The sequence below is a fragment of the Phenylobacterium sp. genome (assembly GCF_020253645.1).
Taxonomy (GTDB): Bacteria; Pseudomonadota; Alphaproteobacteria; order Caulobacterales; family Caulobacteraceae; genus Phenylobacterium.
Genome location: NZ_JADCBG010000028.1, coordinates 26,084 through 48,707, shown reverse-complemented (window position 1 = coordinate 48,707; position 22,624 = coordinate 26,084). Strand labels below are relative to the sequence as shown.

Below are 22,624 nucleotides of genomic sequence, written 5' to 3'. Positions count from 1 at the left end.
CCAGGGAGAGACCATGAAGGGACCAGCGATTTTCCTTGCCCAGTTCGCCGGGGACGAGGCGCCCTTCAACAGCCTGCCCGCCATCGGCCGCTGGGTGGCGGACATGGGCTATAAGGGCGTTCAGATTCCCACCTGGGACCGGCGCCTGTTCGACCTGAAGCTGGCCGCCGAGAGCGACGCCTACTGCGACGAGGTCAAGGGCATGCTCGCCGACCTCGGCCTGGAGGTCTCCGAGCTGTCCACCCACATGCAGGGCCAGCTGGTGGCGGTGCATCCGGCCTATGACGAGATGTTCGACGGCGGGGTCCCCTCCGCCGTGCGCGGCAATCCCAAGGCCCGCCAGGCCTGGGCGGTGGAGCAGGTCCTCCTGGGCGCCAAGGCCTCGCGACGGATGGGCCTGCCCGCCAGCGTCACCTTCTCGGGCGCCCTGGCCTGGCCCTACTTCTATCCCTATCCCCAACGCCCCGCGGGCCTTGTGGAGGAGGCCTTCGACGAGCTGGCCCGGCGCTGGCGTCCCATCCTCGACGCCTACGAGGAGGCCGGGGTGGACCTCTGCTACGAGGTGCATCCCAGCGAGGACCTGTTCGACGGGGCGACGGTGGAGATGTTCTGGGACCGGGTGGATCACCATCCCCGGGCCTGCCTGCTCTATGACCCCAGCCACTTCATGCTGCAGCAGCTGGACTACCTGGAGTACATCGACCTCTACCACGAGCGGATCCGGATGTTCCACGTGAAGGACGCCGAATTCCGGCCCACCGGGCGGCAGGGGGTCTATTCCGGCTACCAGCCCTGGAAGGAGCGCGCCGGCCGTTTCCGCTCCCTGGGCGACGGCCAGGTCGATTTCCGCGCCATCTTCTCCAAGCTCGCCCAGTACGGCTACCAGGGCTGGGCGGTGCTGGAGTGGGAGTGCGCCCTCAAGGCGCCCGAGGACGGGGCCCGCGAGGGCGCGCCCTTCATCCGCGACCACATCATCAACGTGACCGGCAAGAGCTTCGACGACTTCGTCGCCACCGGGGTGGACGCCGCCGCCAATCGCCGGATGCTCGGCCTTGACCGCTGAGCGACGCCTTCGTCTCGGCATGGTCGGCGGCGGGGAGGGCGCCTTCATCGGCGCCGTCCACCGCATGGCCGCCCGGCTCGACGACCGCTGGACCCTGGTCGCCGGCGCCTTTTCCTCGGATCCGGAGCGGTCCCGCGCCTTCGGCCTGGGCCTGGGGCTGGACCCGGGCCGCAGCTATGGCGACTTCGCCGAAATGGCCCGGGCCGAGGCCGCCCGGCCGGACGGGATCGACGCCGTCGCCATCGTCACTCCCAACGCCGCCCACTTCGCCCCGGCCCGGGCCTTCCTGGAGGCCGGGATCGCGGTCATCTGCGACAAGCCCCTGACGACCGGGATGCAGGAGGCCAGGGCCCTCTCGGACCTCGTCGCCCGGACCGGCCTGCCCTTCGTCCTGACCCACAATTACAGCGGCTATCCCATGGTCCGGCACGCCCGGGACCTGGTGGCGCGGGGCGTCCTGGGGCCGATCCGGGTGGTCCAGGCCGAGTACGCCCAGGACTGGCTTGCCCGCGACCTGCCCGGCAACCGCCAGGCCGACTGGCGCGGCGATCCGGACCGGGCCGGCCCTGGCGGCGCCCTGGGGGACATCGCCACCCACGCCTTCCACCTGGCGGCCTTCGTGACCGGCGAGACGCCTTCGGCGGTCAGCGCCGAGACCTCCCGCTTCGTCGCCGGCCGCCGGCTGGACGACGACGTCCAGGTCCGCCTGCGCTGGGCCGGCGGCGCCCGCGGCCAGCTCTGGGCCAGCCAGGTGGCCATCGGCGCCTCCAACGGCCTGCGCCTGCGGGTGATCGGCGCCGACGCCGCCCTCGACTGGTCCCAGGAAGAGCCCGACTACCTGCGCTTCGCCCGGCTGGGCGAGGCCCCGCAGGTCCTGCGCCGGGGCGGACCGGGCCTGTCCGCCGCCGCCGAGGCCGCCACCCGCCTGCCCGCCGGCCATCCCGAGGGCTATCTCGAGGGCTTCGCCCAGATCTACACCGACGCCGCCGACCTCATCCTCGCCCATCGGGCGGGACAGGCGCCCCCCGACCGCCTCGCCGGCCTGCCCGGGGTGCGCGAGGGGGTCGAGGGCGTCGCCTTCATCACCGCCGCCGTCCGCAGCGCCGCTTCGGACGGGGCCTGGATTTCCCTTTCCGAGGAGGCCGCATGATCCGTCAGAGCTTCGCCTGGTGGTCCTTCGCCATGGACCCCGCCACCGACCCCAGGGCCCTTCTCGCCGGCGCCGCCGGCGCGGGCGCCAAGGGGGTGGAGATGCTGCCCGACGACCTGTGGCCCGTGGCCCAGGACCTCGGCCTGTCCGTCGTCACCCTCAGCGGCCACGCCCTGGAGACCGGGTTCAACGACCCCTCCCGGCACGCGGCCCTGCGCGACGAGGTGCGCCGCCGGATCGATGACGCCGCAGCGGGAGGCTGCGAGGCCGTGATCGTCTTCTCCGGCTCGAGGATCGGCGACGGCGCCGACGCCCCGGCCATCGCCGCCTGCGTGGAGGGGCTGGGGCCTGTGGTGGAACATGCGAAGGCGGCGGGCGTGCGCCTGCTCCTGGAGCTTCTCAACAGCAAGGTCGACCACCCCGGCCACCAGTGCGACCGCACCGCCTTCGGGGCCGAGATCGTGCGTCAGCTGGACGACCCGGGCCTGCGCCTCCTCTACGACGGCTATCACATGCAGCTGATGGAGGGCGACCTGAGCCGGACCATCGTCGACCACCTCGACCTGATCGGCCACGTCCACACCGCCGGCGCCCCTGGCCGCCGGGACCTGGACAACCGGCAGGAGATCAACTGGCCCGCCATCGCCGGCCTGCTCGCCCGCAAGGGCTACGGCCAGTGGGTGGGCCACGAGTTCGTGCCGCGCGGGGAGCCTGTCGCCGCCCTGGCCGCCGCCATAGCCCTCGTCGATGCGGGCGCCGCCCAGGGAGTCCGCAATGTTTGACGCCATCGTCGTCGGGTCGGGGATCAGCGGCGGCTGGGTCGCCAAGGAGCTGTGCGAGCGGGGGCTGAAGGTCCTGATGCTCGAGCGCGGGCCGGAGGTCCGTCACGGGGAGGACTACAGCAACGACCTGGCGGCCAGCCGCACGCCCAAGGAGGATCAGATCCCCCTGGAGGAGCGGGAGAAGCACTACCCCTACCATGTGGGGGTGTCCTACGCCCTGTTCGAGTCCAACAAGGCCTTCTGGGCCAGCGACTTTGATCACCCCTACGAGACCGCGACGGGCAAGCCCTATCGGTGGATCCGGGGCTATCAGCTGGGCGGGCGCTCCCTGACCTGGGGCCGCCAGTCCTACCGCTGGGCGCCGCAGGACTTCGAGTCCAACCTGAAGGATGGCCACGGGGTCGACTGGCCGATCCGGTATGACGACCTCGCCCCCTGGTATGACCATGTGGAGGCCTTCGCCGGCATCAGCGGCGACTATGACGATCTGAGCCAGTTGCCCGATGGCGACTTCCTGCCCCCCTGGCCGATGAATGTGGTCGAAGAGGCGGTGAAGGCGAACATCGAAACGGCATTTCCCACCCGGCGCATGATCATCGGCCGGGCGGCCAACCTGACCCGGACCACCAAGACGCATCAGGACCTTGGTCGCAAGCGCTGCGAGGGCAAGCTGCGCTGCGCCCACGGCTGCAGTCTGGGCGGCTACTTCTCCACCCAGGCGGCCACCCTCCCCGCCGCCCTGGCGACCGGCAGGCTGACCGTGGTGACCGACGCCGTTGTGACTTCGGTGGAGTATGACCCCGCCCGGGGGCGCGTCACCGGCGTGAGGGTGGTGGATCGCCTCACCCGGGAGGGGCGAACCTACTCGGCGCGGATGGTCTTCCTCAACGCCTCCAGCATCAATACGGCGACCCTTCTCCTGAACTCGCGGTCCGACGCCTTCCCGAGGGGCCTGGCCAACAGCAGCGACCAGGTCGGACGCAACCTGATGGACCATGTCAGCACCCGGCCCATTGTCGGGCGCTGGCCCGGCTTTCGGGACGAGCCCGATCCCGGCGAGCGCCCGACGGGGATCTACATCCCGCGCTACGCCCACGTCACGGAGACGGACAAGCCCTATCTGCGCGGCTTCGGCATGCAGGGCGGCGCCGTGCGCTCGCGCCGGCCCGAGGCGCATGGCGGCATGCCCTGGTCCATGTCCTTGCTGCCCTTCGGCGAGGTCCTGCCCAACCCCGACAATCGCGTCACCCTCTCGACCTCGCGGACGGATTCCTGGGGGTTTCCCGTCCCCATCATCGACGCCGCCCACGGCCGCAACGAACAGGTGATGATGCGCGAGGCGGCCCGCGACGCCTGGGAGATGCTGAAGGCCGCCGGTTGCGTCGACCTCAATTCCTGGGAGGCGGCGGCGGAGCAGATCACCCCGCCCGGCGACCGCATCCACGAGATGGGCACGGCGCGCATGGGCCGCGACCCGGCGACCTCGGTGGTGAATGGCTGGGGCCAGGCGCACGAGGTTCCCAACCTCTTCCTCTCCGACGGGGCGGTCATGGCCTCCAGCGCCTCGATGAACCCCTCCCTGACCTACATGGCCCTGTCCGCCCGCACGGCGAACCATGCGGCCGACCTCCTTCGCGACGGAGCCCTCTGATGCCCGCCTACGGCCTGCAGCTCTACACCCTGCGCAAGCCCTTCGCCGCCGATCCCAAGGGGACCCTCAGCCGCATCCGCGAGATCGGCTATGACGCGGTGGAGTTCGCCGCCCCCCTGTCCATGGACTTCGCCGACCTGGGCGCCCACCTGGCCGCCATCGGCCTGGACTGCCCCTCGGTGCACGCCGGCCTGGACGACATGCGCGACCGACCCGACGCCGTCCTGGCCATGGCCCGCCACCTCGGCTGCCGCTGGATCGTCCTGCCCTTCGTCATGCCGGACCAGAGGGACTGGGACGCCGTGATCGCCGGCCTGAACGCCTTCGCCCGCCGGGCGACCGCCGAGGGCTTCCGCGTCGCCTACCACCACCACGACTTCGAGTTCGCCCCGGAGGCCGACGGGACCCTTCCCTTCGACCGCCTGGTCGACGGGACCGACCCGGACCTCGTCAGTTTCGAGCTGGACGTCTACTGGCTGACCCGGGGCGGGCAGGACGCCCTGGCCATGATCCGCCGCCTGGCCGGCCGCGTGCGCCTCCTGCACCTGAAGGACTACAAGGCCGACGGCGGCATGGCCGACGTGGGCGCCGGAACCCTCGACTTCCCCGCCCTCCTGGCCGCCGGCGTGGACGTCGGCGTGGAACACCGCTTCGTCGAGCACGACTTTCCGCCGGCCCCCTACTGGCCGAGCGTGGAGGCGAGTTTGAGGTACCTGCGGGGGCTGTGGTGAGCGTTGAGGTGCAGCGCATTATTGGCGTGCACATACCTTCTTGGGCGCACTGGCTATCGCAGCCCCTGCTTGTTGTGGGATTGATAGTTACGATAGTTTCCTTATTATTCATCACGATAAGCAAGACGGATCATATTTACATCTATGATTTAGATAATGAAAAGCTATCAAAGAAAAGTAATATAAACAAAAAGCTATTATTGCCAAATTTATCTATGGCCCTTGTTGTTTCTTTTTGTATTGTTTTAATTTACATACAAATTGCTACTTCTTACAGCAGTTCGTTATCTGTCACGTCAGCTGCTTGGGTTCAAGCGGCTGGAAGCATACTCGCGGTCGCAACAATGATTTATGCGAACTTTTTAGGTCAACATTTTGACAGAGAAAAAGCCAAAAAGGATGAATTGTATCGTAGAGAGAAGCGAGTCTTGGTAATGCTGAGAATGCGTCTACTTGTCGAAGATTCTCCGAACAATATAGTTAATTCACCTGGCCCATCTCTAAATCAAAATCATTTAGACCAAATCAAAGTTTGTCTGACAATAATTGATCTCGAACTAGATAATAAGATATATCTTGATGAAACATATGGAGCATTGAAGATATTCCGTGATCACTTGTCAGTGACATTAGAACATATCATACACCCATCCATGCATTCACATAACAGCGATTATGTAGATTATTGTATAGAAACGTCAAGTCAGTTGATTAACATACTAAAGATTTTCAAAATTCGTATTGAACATGACTAAAACACGCTAATTCACGAGATTATGAATATAAACATTGCTCGCAGCCTTCACGATCCAGCGGCTCGGGTGGCGCGGCGCGCGCTCCTGGAGGAGCCGCATGTCCGTCCATTGACCGCTTATGTCGAGCAACTGCGGGCCAGCTCGCCTGACGAGTTCCCGGATTTCGATCCGCTGGACGGCGGCGTCGAGGCGCGAATGCTGTTCCTGCTGGAGAAACCGGGACCCATGACCTCGGCGTCGCGCACCGGTGGTGCGGGCTCGGGTTTCATCAGCCGCGACAACGACGACCCCACCGCCGAGGCCATATTCGACTTCATGCGCAAGGCCGGTATTCCCCGCCGGGAGACCGTGTTCTGGAACATGATCGCGGGCTGGAACGGAACGCGCAAGGTCACGGCGCGCGAGGTGAGGGAGGGTGCGCTGGAGACTCTTCGGCTGGTGCGCCTCCTGCCGCGGCTGAGGGCCGTGGTGCTGGTGGGGAAGCGGGCCGAGCGGGCTTACCCGCTCTTGGCTGCGGAGGCCTTCAGCCTCTCGAGTTCGGTCCATCCCTCGCCACTCGTGAGAGCTTCCCAGGAGACAAGTTGGCGACGGATCCCGGAGGACTGGCGCGCGGCTTACAGAGCCTTGGCCAACCTCTAGGCCGTCATTGTGGACGGGCTGCCCGTTCGGGGGCCAGGCTCAGGTCTCGGCGCGCAGAGGCTCGGGCGGAGTCGAGGCCCGCTCCGGCAAGCTCGCCGCCGGGGTTCCCGGTTTGACGATTGATTGATTTGCATCGCCCCCGGAACCCGCCGAAGGTTCCGCCATCACGGACGGGAACGGGGGTCACCATGCTGGTCTCACAGATTCTTCGGGCCAAGGGCGATGCGGTGTTCACCGTCACGCCTTCAGATACGGTCGGCCGGGTCGCCGAGCTCCTGCACTCCAGACGCGTCGGCGCCCTTGTGGTGACGAAGGGCGAGGCCGTGGTGGGCATTGTCTCGGAGCGCGACATCGTCCGGGCTGTGGCCGGCGGCGACGAAAAGGTCACGTCGCGCCCCGTTTCCGCCTACATGACGGAGGACGTGGTGTTCGCTGACCCCGGCGAAACCGTCGATTCCCTGCTCTCGCGCATGACCGACCGGCGCATCCGCCACCTGCCGGTCGTCCAGGCCGGGCGGCTGGTCGGGATCGTCTCCATCGGCGACCTGGTGAAGTGGAAGATTTCCGAGGTCGAAGCCGAGGCGGACGGCCTGAAGGCCTATATCGCCGGGAGCTGACCGGAAGGGGACTTCCTGGTGGAGCCGAGGGGAGTCGAACCCCTGACCTCATCATTGCGAACGATGCGCTCTACCAACTGAGCTACGGCCCCAAGGAAGGCGCGGAATAAGCGGTTTTGGGGGCGGGCTGTCAAGACGGCCCTTCGCGTCGGCTTGCCCGGGCGCGGCGGGCGGCTTATGTGGCGGGCATGGGCTTCATACACTTCATCCTGCACAACCTGCTCGAGATCATGATCTGGGCGATCATCATCGGGGCGATCATGTCCTGGCTGACCGCCTTCAACGTGATCAACCTGCGCAACCCCGTCGTGGGCCGGATCCAGCAGGTGCTGGAGACGGTCACCAACCCGGTGCTCGCCCCCCTGCAGCGCTTCATCCCGCCCATCGCCGGCCTGGACATCACGCCGATCTTCGCCCTGCTCATCCTGCAGGGCGTCCAGCGCTATCTTCTCCCCTCCCTGTTCGGCGCCCTCTGACCCCGGACGCCTGACGCCCCCGCCTTCCCAGCCGACGCCTTTCGCGGTATCCGCCGCCCCGTCCCGGGAGCCCCTGCGTGATCCTCACCCTGTCCTGTCCCGACCGGCCCGGCATCGTGGCCCGCGTCTCCACCCTGCTCTTCGAGCACGGCGCCAACATCGTCGACGCCCAGCAGTTCGATGACGGCGAGACCGGCCGCTTCTTCATGCGCGTGGTCTTCACCCCCGGCCCGGGCGGGGCGGCGGCGGTGCGGCCGGGGCTGGAGGCCCTGGCGGCGGACCTCGCCATGGACTGGACCCTGCGCGATCCCGAGGACCGGCGGCGGGTGATGATCCTGGCCTCGCAGACTGATCACTGCCTGGCCGACCTGATCTGGCGCTGGCGGCAGGGCGAGCTGCCCATGGATATCTCGGCGGTGGTCTCCAACCATCCGGAGGCGAGCTTTCCGCACACGGATCTCAAGGGCATCGCCTTCCACCACCTGCCGGTGAGCCCCGAGACCAAGGCCGACCAGGAGGCGCGGCTGCGCAACCTGATCGCCGCCACGGGGACCGACCTCGTCATCCTGGCGCGCTACATGCAGATCCTGTCGGAGGAGATGGCCCTGCACCTGGCCGGGCGGTGCATCAACATCCACCACTCCTTCCTGCCCGGCTTCAAGGGCGCGCGACCCTATCATCAGGCTCACGCCCGGGGGGTGAAGGTGATCGGCGCCACCGCCCACTTCGTCACCCCCGACCTCGACGAGGGCCCGATCATCGAGCAGGACGTGGAGCGGATCAGCCACCGCGACCAGCCGAAGGACCTGGTGCGCAAGGGCCGCGACATCGAGCGCCGGGTCCTGGCCCGGGCGGTGCGCTGGGTGCTGGAGGACCGGGTCCTCCTGAACGGCCGCAAGACGGTGGTGTTCACCGACTGACGGGGAACCGGGCTCCCGACCCCGCCTTCCCCCTTGCGCGCGTCGGGCGCTTGTCCTGAATTCGGGGTCTGGCGGCGCAGCGCGGAGGATGGACGTGGGCGGAAGATCGGCGACACGGCGGGATCTGGCGGAGGTGCTGCGGTCTGCTGAGCGGATCGTGGCCTTCACCGGGGCCGGAATCTCCACGGAATCCGGAATTCCGGACTTCCGCTCGCCGGGCGGGGTCTGGAGCCGGATGAAGCCGATCCTGTTCCAGGATTTCGTGAACAGCGAGGAGAAGCGCCGGGAATCCTGGGCCCGGGCCTTCCAGGGCCGCGCCGGCTGGACGGGCCGCGAGCCCAACGCCGGACATTTCGCCCTCGCCCGACTGTGGGAGAGCGGGCGGCTGACCTCGGTCATCACCCAGAATGTCGACAACCTGCACCAGAGCTCGGGCATTCCCGCCGACCGGGTGATCGAGCTGCACGGCAACGCCAGCTACGCCACCTGCCTGTCCTGCGGCCTGCGCCACGAGATCGAGGACCTGCGCCCGGCTTTCGAGGTCCGGGGCGAGCTGCCCGCCTGCCGGGAATGCGCCGGCATCGTGAAGACGGCGACCATCTCCTTCGGCCAGGCCATGCCGGAAGGGCCCATGCGCCGGGCGGAGGAGGAGACCCTGTCCTGCGACCTGTTTCTCGTTCTGGGCTCCAGCCTGACCGTCTGGCCGGCGGCGGGCTTTCCCATTCAGGCGCGGCGGGCCGGCGCCCGGCTGGTGATCGTCAACCGCGACCCTACGGACCTGGATGACCATGCCCACCTCGTCGTCTACGACGAGATCGGCCCCACCTTGTCCGAGGTGGTCCCGGCCAACTTTCCAGGCTGATCCCCGCGGCGGCGGGCGCCGCCCCGGGGACCGCGCTGCAGGCTCAGGTCCTCAAGGCGACCGAGGCGGAGACCTCCTCGGCGCCGCCCTCGTAGGCCCGCAGCTCGTTGCGGCCCACCACCAGGTGGTGGACCTCGTCCGGGCCGTCGGCAAAGCGCAGGTGGCGCACGTCGGTGTACATGGAGGCGAGCGGCGTCCACTGGGAGATGCCTGTCGCGCCGTGCATCTGGATGGCCTGGTCGATGATCTGGCAGGCCCGCTCCGGCACCATGGCCTTGACCATGGACACCCAGACCCGGGCCTCGCGGTTGCCGAGCACGTCCATGGCGCGGGCCGCCTTCAGCACCATCAGGCGCATGGCCTCGATGTCGATCCGGGCGCGGGAGATGATCTCCACATTGCCGCCCAGCCAGGCGATCTTGCGGCCGAAGGCCTCCCGGGACAGGCCCCGGCGGACCATCAGGTCCAGGGCCCGCTCGGCCTTGCCGATGGTGCGCATGCAGTGGTGGATCCGGCCCGGCCCGAGGCGGACCTGGCTGATCTCGAAGCCCCGGCCCTCGCCAAGCAGGACATTGGACTTGGGCACCCGGACATTGGTGAAGCGGATATGCATGTGGCCGCGCGGCGCATGGTCCTCGCCGAAGACGTGCATCGGGCCGAGGATCTCCACCCCGGGCGCATCGATGGGCACCAGGATCTGCGACTGCTGCTTGTGCGGGGGGGCGTCGCGATTGGTGCGGACCATGGTGATCATGATCTTGCAGCGCGGGTCGCCGGCGCCGGAGATGTAGTACTTCTCGCCGTTGATCACCCACTCATCGCCGTCCAGCACCGCCTGGGTGGCGATGTTCTTGGCGTCGGAGGAGGCCACCGCCGGCTCGGTCATGGCGTAGGCCGAGCGGATCTCCCCGTTCAGCAGGGGCTTCAGCCAGCGCTCCTTCTGTTCGGGCGTGCCGACGCGCTCCAGCACCTCCATGTTGCCGGTGTCGGGCGCCGAGCAGTTCATGACCTCCGAGGCCATGGGCGCCTTGCCCAGCTCCACGGCGATGTAGGCGTAGTCGAGGTTGGACAGGCCCTCGCCGGTCTCGGCGTCGGGCAGGAAGAAGTTCCAGAGGCCTTCCTTCTTGGCCTGGTCCTTGGCCTTCTCCAGAACCTCAAGCTGGCCGGGGGCGAAGCTCCAGCGGTCGGCATGACCCTCGCCCAAGGCCTGGAACTCCTTCTGCATGGGCACGACCGTTTCGGCGATGAAGCGCTTGACGTGCTCGTAGAGCGGCGTCGCCTTTTCGCTCATCCGCAGGTCGTTCATGTCGTCGTGCGGGTTGAACCCGAAGGTCAGTGGTCCCGTGGTCGGGGGCGTCGGGGCGTTCATGGAGGTTCCTTCCTGTCCGGTCTGATGTCTGCGCGCAGTTAAGGCCGCGGCGTCGGGTCCTGACAAGCCCGGGGTCAGCGCACCCAGGCGGCCAGGAAGTCCAGGGTGAGGCGGGTGGTCGCATCGCCCTCGGCGCCGAAACCATAGTTGAGGCTGTTGTGGCTCTCGCGCCGGGCTGCGTGAACCTCCGCCTCGCCGCCGGCGGCGCGCAGGGCGCCGGCCAAGGCCTCGGCCTGGCCCGGCGTCTCGGGATTGCCGGCCACGACGTGCAGGATCATCGGGGGCGGACGGCGACCGGGGACCGCGTGACTGACCGGCGACATGGCGGTCCAGCCGGCGGGGTCGGGGCCGAAGACCCGGGCGTAGACCCGGTCCCCCGTCTCGCGGACGTGGCGCGCGATGTCCAGGCCGTAGGCGTCCAGGAGGATGGCGGCGCGGACCGTCTGCGAGGGGACGCCAGCCGCCTCCAGATAGGACTCGTCCAGGGCCACAAGGGCGGCGAGATGGGCGCCGGCCGAATGCCCCATCAGGATGATCCGCTCCGGGTCCAGCCCGCAGCCCTTCGCCTCCCGCCTCAGGAAGGCCACGGCCTCGGCGATGTCCCGCGCCGCCTCCTGGGGGGGGCCATGCCGGAGCAGGCGGTAGTTCACCGTGGCGTAGGCGTAGCCGGCCTTCCGGAAGGCCCTCGCCTGGCCGGGCGTACCCGCATACTTGCCCCCGTGCATCCAGGTTCCGCCATGGACGAAGACCACCAGGGGGGCGGGCGTGGGGGTCGCGCCGGGCCAGAGGTCCAGCAGGTGCACGGACCGGGGCAGGTCGGGGGTCGGCGGCTGATAGGCCAGGTTGCGGACCGGCCGGTCCGCCCCGGGCGCGAGGCCGCTGCAGGGACTCTGGGCGAGGGCCGCTCCGCCGGGCCAGAAGACGAACCCGGCCGCCGCCGCGGCCAGAAGGCGCCGGCCCCAAGGTTGCGCAATCCCGGCGGGACCGTGCAGGATCGCAGGCGACAGTCTCAGTCTCATCCCGGAAACATGCCCATGCGCCTCTCCCGCCGCAACCTCCTCGCAGCCGCCGCTGCGTCTGCGCCCCTGGCGACCCTCGGCGCTCCCGTCCTGGCCTCCGCCCCGTCCCTGCCCATGGTCCCGCCCGGGGCGGCGGGGTTCGATCCGTCCAGGCTGAACGCGTTCTCGGCGGAGCTGCAGGATCTGGTGGACCGCGGCCAGCTGGCCGGGGTCACCACCCTGGCGGCGCGAAAGGGTCGGGTCTTCCACTTCGAGACCCGGGGCCTGGCGGACGTGGAGACCGGCGCCCCGGCCCGGCCGGACACGATCTGGCGGATCGCCGCCATGACCAAGCCCGTGGCCGGCGTGGCCATGATGCAGCTCTGGGAGAAGGGCCTCTGGAAGCTGGACGACCCCGTCGAGCAGCACATCCCCGAGTTCGCAGGCCTCAAGGTGAAGGCGCCGGACGGGAGTCTCGTCCCCCAGGCCTCGCCCATGACCATGGCCCAGCTGATGGGCCATACCGCCGGCTTCGACGTCAGCGCCGGCTACGCTCAGGCGGGCCTGCGGGCCGGGGACCTGAAGGAGATGATCCGCCGCCTCGCCGCCCTGCCGCTCGCCGCCCAGCCCGGGTCGGACTGGCGGTATGGCCCCAGCGTCGACATCCAGGGCCATGTGGTGGAGCGGCTCTCGGGCGAGCGGCTGGACGCCTATCTCGACCGCCACGTCTTTGGACCGCTGAAGATGGTCGACACCGGCCTGCATGTCCCGGCGGCCAAGGCGGCCCGGGTCGCCCGAATCCATACCTACCGGGAGGGCCGGATCGTCGCAGGTCCGCCCCAGGCCATACCGGTCACGCCGCCGGTCTTCCTGTCGGGAAGCGGGGGCCTCCTGTCCACGGCCTCGGACTATTTCCGCTTCTCCCAGGCCCTGCTGAACGGCGGCGCACTGGAGGGCGCGCGGATTCTGAAGCCCGAGACCGTCCGGCTCATGCGGCGAAGCGTCCTGGCGCCCGGCGTGAAGGTGGACCTCTACGGCCCCGCCCAGTCCGGGACGGGCTTCGGGCTCGACTTCGCCGTGATCGAGGACCCCGCCGCCGCCGGGACCCCCCAGGGTCGCGACACCTACTACTGGGGCGGAGCCTTCGGCACCTGGTTCTGGATCGACCCGACGAACGACATCGTCTTCGTGGGCATGATCCAGAACCTCAACGGCAGCATCCCCGGCGCCGGGAGCCCCCCTGTTCGGGAGCTCAGCATCCGGCGTCTGTACGCCGCCCTCCGGACGCCCGCAGCATGAGCGCCCCTCGCCCATCCCGGCGTGGGCTGCTCGCCGCCGGCCTCGTCCTGCCCCTCGTCGCAGGCCCGGTGCGCGCCGCCGCCCCGGGGCGGATGGTGGGTTTCCTGTCGGACTTCGACGAGATCGACGACGCCGTCGCCATCTGCCGGGCGGTGATCCTCTCCCTCGCCCCGGACGCCCGGCTCCTCGACATCACCCACCGTGTCCCGCCCTATGACGTCGAGGCCGGCGCGCGCCTCCTGGCGGGCTCGGCGCCCTGGCTGGCGGCGGATGCGGTGATCCTCGTCGTCGTGGACCCCGGGGTGGGGTCGACCCGCCGCGCCATCGTCGCGCGGACCCGCCGGGGCCAGAGCCTGGTTCTGCCGGACAACGGCCTGATCACCCTGCTCGACGCGACCGATCCCATCGTCCAGGCCCGCGAGATCACGGCGGAGTCCTGGATGATCGGCGCCCGCCGGTCCTCCACCTTCCACGGGCGGGACATTTTCGCCCCGGTGGTCGGGCGCCTGGCCCGCGGCGACGACTGGCGGGGGGTCGGGCCAGAAATCGACCCGAAGACCCTGATCCGGCTGGACCTCGCCCCGCCCCGGATGGGCGCGGACGGGGTCCACGCCCGGGCGATCGGCACGGATGGGCCCTATGGCAATCTGATCCTCGACCTCTCCGCCGAGGCCTTCGCGGGCCTGGGCTGGCGGCTGGGCGAGACCGTGCCTCTGACCGTCGCCGGCCGGCCGGAGCCGGCGCCCTATGTCCGTACCTTCAGCGACGTGCCGGAGGGCGCCGTGCTGCTCTACCCGGACTCCCGGGGGCGAATGAGCCTCGCCCTCAACATGGGGAACTACGCCGCTGCCCGCGGGGTCGCCCCCGGTGTCGAGGTCTTCATCCCCCGCCGCCGCTGACCCTCTCACCCGGCTTCGCCGGGAGCTCCCCCTCGGGGGAGCAATCGCGCTCTAATTCCTCCACCTCTTGAGGGGGAGGTGGACCGCGAATGCGGGCCGGAGGGGGTCAACGGCGAGGGGGATTGACCCCCTCACCGACCTTCGGTCGGAGCTCCCCCTCGGGGGAGCAACCGCCTTGGCGCCGGGCCTCAGACCCAGCCCGCCGTCTGGACGATCATCCAGACGCCGATGACCAGGAAGAGGCCGGCGGCGATCCGGCGGACCAGGGTCAGGGACACCCGTTTCAGGATCTCGTGGCCGAGGAAGACCGCCGGGACGTTGGCCAGCATCATGCCCAGGGTCGTGCCCAGGGTGACGATGAGGGCGGATTCGAACCGCGCGCCGAGGGCGACGGTGGCCAGCTGGGTCTTGTCGCCCATCTCGACGAGGAAGAAGGCCACGGTGGTGGTCAGGAAGGCGCCCATCCTCGCCGGCGCCTTCAGGGGTTCGTCCTCGTCCAGCTTGTCCGGGACCAGGGTCCAGGCGGCCATGGCGATGAAGGACAGGGCGATGATGTAGCGGAAGATGTCGCCCTGCAGGAAGGCCGCCGCCTGGGCGCCGATGAGGGCCGCCAGGAAGTGGTTGGCCAGGGTCGCCACGAGGATTCCACCCACAATGGGGAAGGGCTGGACGAAGCGGGCCGCCAGGACGATGGCCAGCAGCTGGGTCTTGTCGCCGATCTCGGCGAGGGTGACGATGGCGGTGGAGGTGAGGAAGGGTTCCAAGGATCAGTTCCGGGTCGGGCGGCGAGACATCCAATGGTCGCAACAGCCCCCGCCCGACGGAACGGGGCCGCAGCGCCATCGGTCTCGCCCGAACCCCCGCCCTGAAAGGACGGACCGTTCTCCCTGCGCCATGGCCATGCCGGCCAAGTGTGTTGACGCAGGGGCCCGCCGGGGATGGCGGAGGGCTACTCCCCTTTGACGTCTTTCGGTTACGCCCGCCAAAGCCCGGGCGCAAGGGCTGACGTCGCGTGATCTTGCGATGCGCGCCGGAGTGTCCATTGTGCGCGCCGGAACACATCGGCCCCGCGGGGGCCAGTCAGGGAGAGGCCCATGAAAGTCGCCGCCGTGAAGGCCCCGGGAGGGCTGGACAAGCTGGTCATCGAAGAGCGGGCCGATCCCGTCGCCGGTTCCGGCGAGCTCCTGGTGCGGGTCCGCGCGAGCTCGCTGAACTTCCATGACTTCGCGGTCGTCGCCGGCATGCTGCCCGCCGCCGACGGACGGATTCCCATGTCCGACGGCGCCGGCGAGGTGGTCGCGGTGGGCGAGGGGGTGACGGGCTACGCCCCGGGCGACAAGGTCCTGTCGACCTTCTTCCCCAACTGGGCGACGGGCGGACCGATGCTGGAGCGGCTGATCGGCGTGCCCGGCGACCATGCCGACGGCTTTGCGGCGGAGCTTGTGGCCATGCCGGCCCGCGCCTTCACCCACATGCCTGCGGGCTGGTCCTTCGCCGAGGCCGCCACCCTGCCCTGCGCCGCCCTCACCGCCTGGCGCGCCCTGATGGTCGAGGCGCGGATCAAGCCCGGCGACGTGGTCCTGACCCAGGGCACGGGCGGGGTCTCCATCTTCGCCCTGCAGCTGGCCAAGGCGGCGGGCGCCACCGTCATCTCCACCTCCTCCTCGGACGAGAAGCTCGAGAAGCTGAGGGCCCTGGGCGCCGACCACCTGATCAACTACCGCCAGACCCCGGAATGGGGCGCCGCCGCCGCGGCCCTGACCGGCGGGCGGGGGGTCGACGTGGTGGTCGAGATTGGCGGGGCGGGCACCCTGGCCCAGTCGGTCACGGCCACCCGGATCGGCGGCCATGTCTCGCTGATCGGCGTGCTGGCGGGTTTCGCCGGCGAGGTGCCGACGGCCGTGATCATGTCCAAGAATGTCGCCGTGAAGGGCGTCACCGTCGGCTCCCGCCAGGAGCAGGAGGAAATGATCCGGGCCCTGGAGGTTTCGACGATCCGACCGGTCATCGACTCCACCTTCCCCCTGGACGGGATCGCCGCCGCCTTCGCCCACCAGATCTCGCAGAAGCACTTTGGGAAGATCTGCCTGGAGATCTGAGGCCGCTTAGGCCGCGTCCATCTCCCGCCAGGCGAGGGCCAGGGCGCCGGCGACTGGCAGGCGCCGCCCCGGCCCGGCGACGGAGTCCGTGGCGATGAGCCGATCTATCCCCGACGCCTTCAGGGCGCGGACGACGTCGGCGTCATGGAGGCCGTGAACGACGGCGGACGTCACCCTGGACGCCCCGGCCGCCTTCAGGGCCCGGGCGGCCGCCATCAGCGTGCCGCCGCTCGAACAGATATCGTCGACGATGGCCACGTGCGCCCCCCGCAGGCGGATATCGTCCGGGTACTGAACGCTGACGTCGCGATCTCCGCGCCGCTGCTTGCGGGCGACGAGAAGGCCGGCGGCGATGTGCGAGGCGACCTGCGAGGCCCAGGCCAGGCTCTCGGAGTCCGGGCCGGCGACGAGGTCCACCCGGGGCGTCAGGCGCGCCAGGGCCGCCGCCAGAATCCCTGCGCCGCCGACATTCCGGGCCGGTCGATCCGGAAAGACCGCCGCCAGGTCAGGCGTCCGGTGCAGGTGGGCCTCCAGGGTCAGGATGCGGTCGAAGGCCTCGCTGAGCACCCGCCCCATCACCGCCTGGCTGAGGGGCTCGCCCGGCGTAAAGACCCGGTCCTGGCGCATGTAGGGCAGGTAGGGCGCGACCAGGTCGACCTGCGTCGCTCCGGCCCGCCGCAGGGCGTCCGCCGCCAGAAGCAGGGGCATAAGGCGGCCGTCCGGCCGGGCGAGGCTGCGGTAAAGGATGGCGGCGGACCCCGCGGTCGCCGTCACGGTGGGCCTCGACTCCCCGTCCGGGAAGGCGTGGGGTCGGATGAGATTCAGCGGCAGGCCAAGGGCGTCGGCGAAGCGCCCCGCGGGCGCCGCCTCGTCGGGAAAGGCGTGGACTTCCGGGCTCATGCGAGGGCGAAGCCGCTGTCCTCGCCCGCCGCCTCGCAGGCCAGCGCGAAGTCCGACGGGTCCTCGGCGTGCAGCCGGTAGAGGGGCTCGCCCTGGCGCACGGTCTCGCCCCGGCGCTTCAGGAGGTCAAGCCCCGCCCCGGGGTCGGTCGGCGCCCCGGCCAGACGGGCGATCCGGGCGATCCTCAGGCAGTCCACGCCCGTGACCGTTCCGTCCCGGGCGGCGGGGATTTCGCACACCAGGCGTCCCGGCGTCAGCCCGCCGGCCAGGGGAGACGGGCCCTGGGCCTCGGCGATGGCCTCCAGCTTGGCGAGGGCTGCGCCGCTCCCGATCAGCTCCCGGGCCCGCGCTTCCCCCGACCCACCCGGGCAGTCGGGGTCCAGCTCGATCAGCCGCCCGGCCAGGCGGATCGACTTCTCCCTCAGGTCGGCTGGCGCCCCGGCCTCGCCGCGCAGGACGGCCAGGACGTCGCGGGCCTCAAGGGCCGGGCCGACCCCGCGCCCCACCGGATGCGAGCCGTCGGTCTCCACGATGTCGACCGTCAGGCCTACCCGGTCGGCGACGAATTCGAACAGCTTTCGCAGCCGCAGGGCCGACCCGGGCTCGCGCATCTTCGACCCCGGGCCAGAGGGCAGGTCGAGGAGCAGGGGGGTTGAGCCCGCAGCCAGCTTCTTGGAGAGGATGGAGGCCACCATCTGCTCGGGCGTGTCGAGGGACAGGGGCCGCTCCACCGAGATCAGCACGTCGTCCACGGGCGACAGGTTCACCCGGCCCCCCCAGACGATGCAGCCGCCACAGCGCTCGACCACGGCGCGCATCTCGTCCTCGTCCAGGTCCACCCGGGCCAGGACCTCCATGGTGTCGGCGGTCCCGGCAGGGGAGGTGATGGCCCTGGACGAGGTCTTGGGAGTGATCAGGCCATGCGCCGCGGCCACCGGCGCGACGATCAGCGAGGTGCGGTTGCCGGGAACCCCGCCGATGCAGTGCTTGTCCGCCACCAGGGGCCGGTTCCAGGTCAGCCGCCGCCCGGCGCCGGCCATGGCACGGGTCAGGGCCAGGGTCTCCTCGGCCGTCATGAAGCTGGCGCAGGCCACCAGGAAGGCCGAAATCTCGATGTCCGACCAGCGGTTGTCGGCCAGGTCATGGACCACGTCGTCGATCTGGGCGGCGGTCAGGGTTTCCCCGGCGATCTTGGCGCGCAGGGCGGCGGCGCCCTTCGGCGGCGGCGCCGGCGTGATCCGGACCGCGGCCCCGGCCGGGACCCCCAGCCGCCGGAAGGCGGGTTCCGTCAGCCCCGCCTCGTCCGGCCCGACCAGAGCGGGATCGTCGCAGATCACCACCGAGGCCATCAGGGTGCGTCCGCCGGCGCTGACCTCGACCTTGCGCACCCCCGCCAGCCGTTCGGGCCGCAGGGCCTGGCAGTCCCGGGACAGGAGCACGGTGTTCTCGCGGAAGGTGTCGATGGCCAGGGGCCGGACGGTGAGTTGCATGCGGGTCTCCGGCGACGATCATCGACCTCTGTAGCGACCGGGGCAATCTCCGGGCGCCTGCGGGGGCGCCTCGGGGCCATCGCGCCTCTTTTGCCCGGGAAGACGCACATGATCCCTCCACACTCCAGCGCTAGGCCATGTGACCGACCGTCGCGCCAGCGACGCCCGAGGGAGTGCCTGACATGAAGCCAACCTGGCCCGCCGCCTGCAAGATCAGCGCTGCCGCGTTTGCGATCGCACTCCTCTGTTCCGCCTGCGCCAGCGAGGGGTCGGGAGCGCCGGCCCCGGGCTCCGGCGGAAACTCCGGTTCGGATGGGACCATGCCCATCACAACAGCGGATGTTGCCTGCGGCCTCAATCCCAAAACAACGGCAGATCTAGCCTCAACCCAGCGTTCATCTGGGGAATGTCGGTTCAATGAGGAGCAAGCTCGTGTCGATCGGTCGTCGTAATCTGCTGTTGTCGTCGTTCGCGGTTGCCTCGGCCGGTGTCGCAGGCGGGCTCCTCTGGGCCAGTAACGCCCGCGCCTTGTCGGCGGATCTCGATACCATGATGATGGTCGAGCACATCTCCCCCGGGACGAACGCCATGGGTTCGTTGCGCTTCACTGGGCGCGCCGGGCCGTTAGGCCGCTATCCCTCCGATAATGGTGTGGTCGAGCCGCGGTCCTTGTTTCCCAATCCCGCTGATCCGTTCGGGATTAATGATCGGCTCGCCCTCGGAGAGGAAGGCTATGCGCTTGAGGTGCAGGACCGCGGGCGCGGGCAGGTAGTTCCCGGACCGAACGACGAGCCGTGGGCCCTCAATATGATCCCTTTTGGGGTTGCTCTCGACGGCGTGATCCTGGATCCGTCGGGTCCCTGGTATGACGGCGGCGTTCCCGACCCGAACAATGCCTTTGATAACAAATGCTCCGGCTGGGAATACGAGGTCATGCATCCGACCGTTTCGCGGATCGTCGGCGTTCCGGATGCGATTGCGGGACACGTCCAGCCGAGCGGGATGTTCCACTATCACGGTTATCCGCGAATGCTCACGGCTCTGCTGCGCAAGAGGCATGGCAAGACTGGGGCGCTCCTTGTAGGCTTTTTCCGCCGATGGTTACCCCGTCACTGACTACCGGGCCACCCAGACAAATGGTGACATAGAGAGCTTCTTTTTCTCCGGCTACATCCTGCGGTCTGGCAAGCGGCGCGCGCTGGACCTTACCAACCCGGACTTCACGCCAAGCGGGCTCTACGACGGCCTTTTCGTCCAGGATTACGCCTTTGATCCGGAGGCAAAGAGCGACCTTATTCGGCGGACCCTCATCTCGGGCGGTGATTACCACGGCCTCACTGCCGCAAAGCTCAATGCCGGTAAGGCACGATTTTCGCTCCTGGACGAACGGAATGGGATCCAGGCCGACGCAACCTATCGCGTGTCGGATTACCCGGCCAAAGTCTGGCACTACGTTCTGACACCCGACTGGCCGTACATTCCTCGCTTCTTTGCCTTCGAGCCCGCTGGCAGTTTCGCTGACATTATCCCCAAGAGCCGACGCAATAGGCTCTATACGAATTGCCCCGCGGATCTGGCCGGCATTCGCGTAGGGAAGGGTCGCACACCGTATTGAATTCCGATTTGGCATAGCTTGGCAGCTTTGCCTCGCGTCTGCAAAAAAGCTGCCGTTCGGGAACCGACCCCATAGCTGCCTTGATCAGCCGCGCTTCATCATTGGGATCCGGTTACGCGTCGGAGGTCCTTTAGGTAAAGGTCGAGGTGCTGACCCGACGGATTGGCCAGACGACCAATTCCGCGGAGGAGAGGATTTGGAATCGTAACCTCCTCGACGAACAGGCCTTGTGTGCCGTTGCCCTTGGGCTCAAGCTCGGCGCGCCAAAGTCCCTCAAAGCCAACCGATGACTTGTAAGTGATGGCGAAGGTGGTTGCGTGACGGCTCTCGATCAACCGGAAGGTAAGCGTGCTTCCGTCGTCTGGGAACTCGGCCCATCGCTGACCGTCGCCGCTGACTTCAACCTTACCGATATCGCTACGCCACTCCTGTTGGCCACGAACGTCGCTGATGCGAGCATGGACCTGTTCGGGCGTCGCTGCGAATTGCACAACGCGCTCGGCTTTCGTGGTGGCGGGGATTGACAGACCCCAGGCATAAAGTCCGCCGAGGGCAAGCAATGTAAGCACAACAAGCGCCAGCAAGGTCTTCCGGATCATGCGCGCTGCTCCAGTGGGTCGGTCGGCGTCCGCTCGGCAAAGTCGAAAACGGCAGGCTTTTTGCGCAGCGGCGAAACGCGCACGCCCTCGGCTTTCAGCAGCGCCTGCTGCGCTTCGGTGCCGCCGGGGCATTTAGGGTTGAGAAAGCCGCCTTTCTTTAGCACGCGCCACCAGGGCGTAAGCTCACTTTCAGGCAAACCAATTGCGCGCTGCTCCTCTGCTGCACGGGCGCACATATTGAGGAATATCGCGGTCGAAACTGGACAGGCCACCGCGACCTGATGACGACGGGCGATCGCAGCGCGAAGGTCGTCGAGCGTAACGACCTCGCCCGGCCTGAGAGTGCGCACAATGGCGTTCACCTCCGATGGGGAAGAGACAACCATCGCCCCGCCATCAGCCTCACGATAGCCGGGCGCACCGGGCGGAATCATATGAACGATGTGCGGTTCGCGCCCGTTGTTCAGGTGTTCCAGCGCGGTCTTTCGTTTTGCCATAGGGTCGGTCGCTCCGATTCGAACGAAGGCTTACCGCATCACCAATCGTGGCGGAATAAGAGCAGTTTGTTCACTTTTTGATCAGATTGCGCCGCAGCTAGACCCACGCGTGGCAACAGGAACTGCCATTCCGAATTCCACCCATTCTCGGCCATGAACCGGACCCGCGAGCGATCCCGAAAGCAGCACAGCGGCTCGACGCCGGTTGCGAAGAATTCCTGCCCTTCAGCAACCGACCCCTTTGTGGTCGTTCGAAAAATCGCGAGAACATCTCGAATCCGGTCACTACAGTCGCCCGCGGCATTCTCGTTTCTGCATCTTTGACCGGCAATTCCGGGAAAATCTATTCGCGTAGAGGCCTTCGGAAAACATCTCCATCTCTTGTCTTGAAAAGCCAATCGGCCTGCACTCTACTATTGAATGTTCCTAGTCGGGAACGGCTAGCATCCTAGAGCAGAGAATTAGAAGAAGGGGGCGGGGTTAGTCGATCAAGGTGCGTTCTAGCTTCACGAACGGACCGCCTCTGTGAACGACGTTGCCAAACGGGACGTAACCCAGTCTCTCCGCGAGGACCAACGAAGGCCGATTGTCAGGTGCGATCAGGCAGACGGTTCGTCGGCGGTCAGCGCAGCTGCTGTACCAATTTAGAGCCGCCATTGCCGCTTCATAAGCAAATCCACGACCTTGGGACTTAGAAGTGAAAACCCATGCGGCTTCACCCACCCCGTCAAAGTTTTCGCCCAATCCTCGATGAAAATCAGCCACGCCGGTCTCCCCGATAAAGAGACCAGTAGGCCTTTCAAAGACAGCGAACATCCCGAAACCGAAGAGCGCCCAGTGTCCGGCATAGCGTAGAAGCCTGTTCCAAGCATCCTCCGCAGGCATTGGTTGACCGCCGAGAAACCGGACGACATTGGGATCAGAAACCATCTTTAGATAATCTTCGAAGTCGCCTGTGTTGTACGGGCGAAGCACGAGCCGGTCATTTTCTGTCATAATGCTTCATTTGTAACGCTACGGTCGTAAAAAGGGAAGCTAACCGGGCAGATCACCCAGCATTCCCGTTTCCCGATCCTTTTCGGAAAAGGCTAGCCTCCATCAGATGGCCGCTTTCGGCTCCTGCTAAGCCAAAACCTGCCGGGCAGGTTCCCACCCACGACCGGTCATTCAGGACGAAAGGCGGCAAGCCCGAAAGCTGCCGCAGACTATCGTT

23 protein-coding genes, 1 tRNA gene and 1 riboswitch are annotated in these 22,624 nt (G+C 67.9%); of the genes, 15 read left to right on the top strand and 9 right to left on the bottom strand.

Annotated features, from left to right (window positions below; translation table 11 throughout):
• The first annotated feature begins 13 nt into the window (after window positions 1–13).
• The 8 genes from INE98_RS01990 (at window position 14) to INE98_RS01955 (ending at window position 7,388) form a co-directional block, all read left to right on the top strand.
• Window positions 14–1,063 (top strand): sugar phosphate isomerase/epimerase, encoded by a 1,050-nt coding sequence (locus INE98_RS01990; RefSeq protein ID WP_293536117.1) that lies wholly within the window; start codon window positions 14–16, stop codon window positions 1,061–1,063.
• Window positions 1,053–2,213: a Gfo/Idh/MocA family oxidoreductase gene (locus INE98_RS01985; RefSeq protein ID WP_293536115.1), complete on the top strand. Its 1,161-nt coding sequence runs from the start codon at window positions 1,053–1,055 to the stop codon at window positions 2,211–2,213. Before INE98_RS01990 ends, INE98_RS01985 begins: the two co-directional genes overlap by 11 nt.
• On the top strand, window positions 2,210–2,995 hold the full coding sequence (locus tag INE98_RS01980; RefSeq protein WP_293536113.1) for a TIM barrel protein: 786 nt from the start codon (window positions 2,210–2,212) through the stop codon (window positions 2,993–2,995). The genes INE98_RS01985 and INE98_RS01980 overlap by 4 nt, the downstream gene beginning before the upstream one ends.
• A complete protein-coding gene (locus tag INE98_RS01975; protein ID WP_293536111.1) occupies window positions 2,988–4,646 on the top strand; it encodes a GMC family oxidoreductase in 1,659 nt (552 codons plus the stop codon). Before INE98_RS01980 ends, INE98_RS01975 begins: the two co-directional genes overlap by 8 nt.
• Window positions 4,646–5,377 carry a sugar phosphate isomerase/epimerase gene (locus INE98_RS01970; RefSeq protein WP_293536110.1) on the top strand — a complete coding sequence of 244 codons (732 nt, stop codon included), beginning with the start codon at window positions 4,646–4,648 and terminating at the stop codon, window positions 5,375–5,377. The genes INE98_RS01975 and INE98_RS01970 overlap by 1 nt, the downstream gene beginning before the upstream one ends.
• Entirely contained in the window at window positions 5,374–6,132 is a 759-nt protein-coding gene (locus tag INE98_RS01965) for a hypothetical protein (RefSeq protein ID WP_293536108.1), read from the top strand. Before INE98_RS01970 ends, INE98_RS01965 begins: the two co-directional genes overlap by 4 nt.
• 108 nt (window positions 6,133–6,240) lie before the next feature.
• Window positions 6,241–6,771 carry a uracil-DNA glycosylase gene (locus INE98_RS01960; RefSeq protein WP_293536107.1) on the top strand — a complete coding sequence of 177 codons (531 nt, stop codon included), beginning with the start codon at window positions 6,241–6,243 and terminating at the stop codon, window positions 6,769–6,771.
• 188 nt (window positions 6,772–6,959) lie between these two features.
• Window positions 6,960–7,388, top strand: a complete 429-nt coding sequence (locus INE98_RS01955) for a CBS domain-containing protein (protein WP_293536105.1) — start codon at window positions 6,960–6,962, stop codon at window positions 7,386–7,388.
• A 16-nt stretch (window positions 7,389–7,404) separates the two neighbouring features.
• Here INE98_RS01955 and INE98_RS01950 read toward each other — a convergent pair.
• Window positions 7,405–7,480 (bottom strand) — tRNA-Ala (locus INE98_RS01950).
• A 96-nt stretch (window positions 7,481–7,576) separates the two neighbouring features.
• On the opposite strand from INE98_RS01950, the gene INE98_RS01945 reads away from it, so the two are divergent.
• From INE98_RS01945 to INE98_RS01935, 3 genes are all read left to right on the top strand, one after another.
• Window positions 7,577–7,864 (top strand): YggT family protein, encoded by a 288-nt coding sequence (locus INE98_RS01945; RefSeq protein WP_293536104.1) that lies wholly within the window; start codon window positions 7,577–7,579, stop codon window positions 7,862–7,864.
• A gap of 77 nt (window positions 7,865–7,941) precedes the next feature.
• Window positions 7,942–8,784: a formyltetrahydrofolate deformylase gene (gene purU / locus INE98_RS01940; protein ID WP_293536103.1), complete on the top strand. Its 843-nt coding sequence runs from the start codon at window positions 7,942–7,944 to the stop codon at window positions 8,782–8,784.
• A gap of 94 nt (window positions 8,785–8,878) precedes the next feature.
• Window positions 8,879–9,646 carry a Sir2 family NAD-dependent protein deacetylase gene (locus INE98_RS01935; protein WP_293536101.1) on the top strand — a complete coding sequence of 256 codons (768 nt, stop codon included), beginning with the start codon at window positions 8,879–8,881 and terminating at the stop codon, window positions 9,644–9,646.
• A gap of 43 nt (window positions 9,647–9,689) precedes the next feature.
• Here INE98_RS01935 and INE98_RS01930 read toward each other — a convergent pair whose 3' ends face one another.
• Window positions 9,690–11,015 (bottom strand): acyl-CoA dehydrogenase family protein, encoded by a 1,326-nt coding sequence (locus tag INE98_RS01930; RefSeq protein WP_293536100.1) that lies wholly within the window; start codon window positions 11,013–11,015, stop codon window positions 9,690–9,692.
• 74 nt (window positions 11,016–11,089) lie between these two features.
• Window positions 11,090–12,034, bottom strand: coding sequence for an alpha/beta hydrolase (locus tag INE98_RS01925; RefSeq protein WP_293536098.1), 945 nt, complete (start codon window positions 12,032–12,034; stop codon window positions 11,090–11,092).
• A gap of 15 nt (window positions 12,035–12,049) precedes the next feature.
• Here INE98_RS01925 and INE98_RS01920 point away from each other — a divergent pair, with 15 nt between their 5' ends.
• The gene (locus tag INE98_RS01920) at window positions 12,050–13,312 is read left to right on the top strand and encodes a serine hydrolase (RefSeq protein ID WP_293536097.1); all 1,263 of its coding nucleotides are present in this window, start codon (window positions 12,050–12,052) and stop codon (window positions 13,310–13,312) included.
• Complete coding sequence (locus INE98_RS01915) at window positions 13,309–14,211, top strand: SAM-dependent chlorinase/fluorinase (RefSeq protein WP_293536095.1); 903 nt, start codon at window positions 13,309–13,311, stop codon at window positions 14,209–14,211. Before INE98_RS01920 ends, INE98_RS01915 begins: the two co-directional genes overlap by 4 nt.
• A gap of 188 nt (window positions 14,212–14,399) precedes the next feature.
• Here INE98_RS01915 and INE98_RS01910 read toward each other — a convergent pair whose 3' ends face one another.
• Window positions 14,400–14,975, bottom strand: a complete 576-nt coding sequence (locus tag INE98_RS01910) for a TMEM165/GDT1 family protein (RefSeq protein WP_293536094.1) — start codon at window positions 14,973–14,975, stop codon at window positions 14,400–14,402.
• 58 nt (window positions 14,976–15,033) lie between these two features.
• A riboswitch (yybP-ykoY riboswitch) is annotated at window positions 15,034–15,181 on the bottom strand.
• A 124-nt stretch (window positions 15,182–15,305) separates the two neighbouring features.
• Between INE98_RS01910 and INE98_RS01905 the strand changes: the two genes are divergently transcribed.
• Entirely contained in the window at window positions 15,306–16,310 is a 1,005-nt protein-coding gene (locus INE98_RS01905; protein ID WP_293536092.1) for an NAD(P)-dependent alcohol dehydrogenase, read from the top strand.
• Window positions 16,311–16,316: 6 nt separating this feature from the next.
• Here INE98_RS01905 and prs read toward each other — a convergent pair whose 3' ends face one another.
• Together prs and INE98_RS01895 are read right to left on the bottom strand one after the other, a co-directional pair.
• Entirely contained in the window at window positions 16,317–17,210 is an 894-nt protein-coding gene (prs, locus tag INE98_RS01900; protein WP_293536091.1) for a ribose-phosphate diphosphokinase, read from the bottom strand.
• A complete protein-coding gene (locus tag INE98_RS01895) occupies window positions 17,207–18,700 on the bottom strand; it encodes a thymidine phosphorylase family protein (protein ID WP_293536089.1) in 1,494 nt (497 codons plus the stop codon). Before INE98_RS01895 ends, prs begins: the two co-directional genes overlap by 4 nt.
• Before the next feature lie 432 nt (window positions 18,701–19,132).
• Here INE98_RS01895 and INE98_RS01890 point away from each other — a divergent pair, with 432 nt between their 5' ends.
• On the top strand, window positions 19,133–19,816 hold the full coding sequence (locus INE98_RS01890) for a YHYH protein (RefSeq protein WP_293536087.1): 684 nt from the start codon (window positions 19,133–19,135) through the stop codon (window positions 19,814–19,816).
• A 597-nt stretch (window positions 19,817–20,413) separates the two neighbouring features.
• Here INE98_RS01890 and INE98_RS01885 read toward each other — a convergent pair.
• The 3 genes from INE98_RS01885 to INE98_RS01875 form a co-directional block, all read right to left on the bottom strand.
• A complete protein-coding gene (locus tag INE98_RS01885; RefSeq protein WP_293517637.1) occupies window positions 20,414–20,914 on the bottom strand; it encodes an SRPBCC family protein in 501 nt (166 codons plus the stop codon).
• Entirely contained in the window at window positions 20,911–21,411 is a 501-nt protein-coding gene (locus INE98_RS01880) for an MGMT family protein (RefSeq protein ID WP_293517635.1), read from the bottom strand. Before INE98_RS01880 ends, INE98_RS01885 begins: the two co-directional genes overlap by 4 nt.
• 480 nt (window positions 21,412–21,891) lie before the next feature.
• On the bottom strand, window positions 21,892–22,407 hold the full coding sequence (locus tag INE98_RS01875; protein WP_293536085.1) for a GNAT family N-acetyltransferase: 516 nt from the start codon (window positions 22,405–22,407) through the stop codon (window positions 21,892–21,894).
• Window positions 22,408–22,624 lie beyond the last annotated feature (217 nt).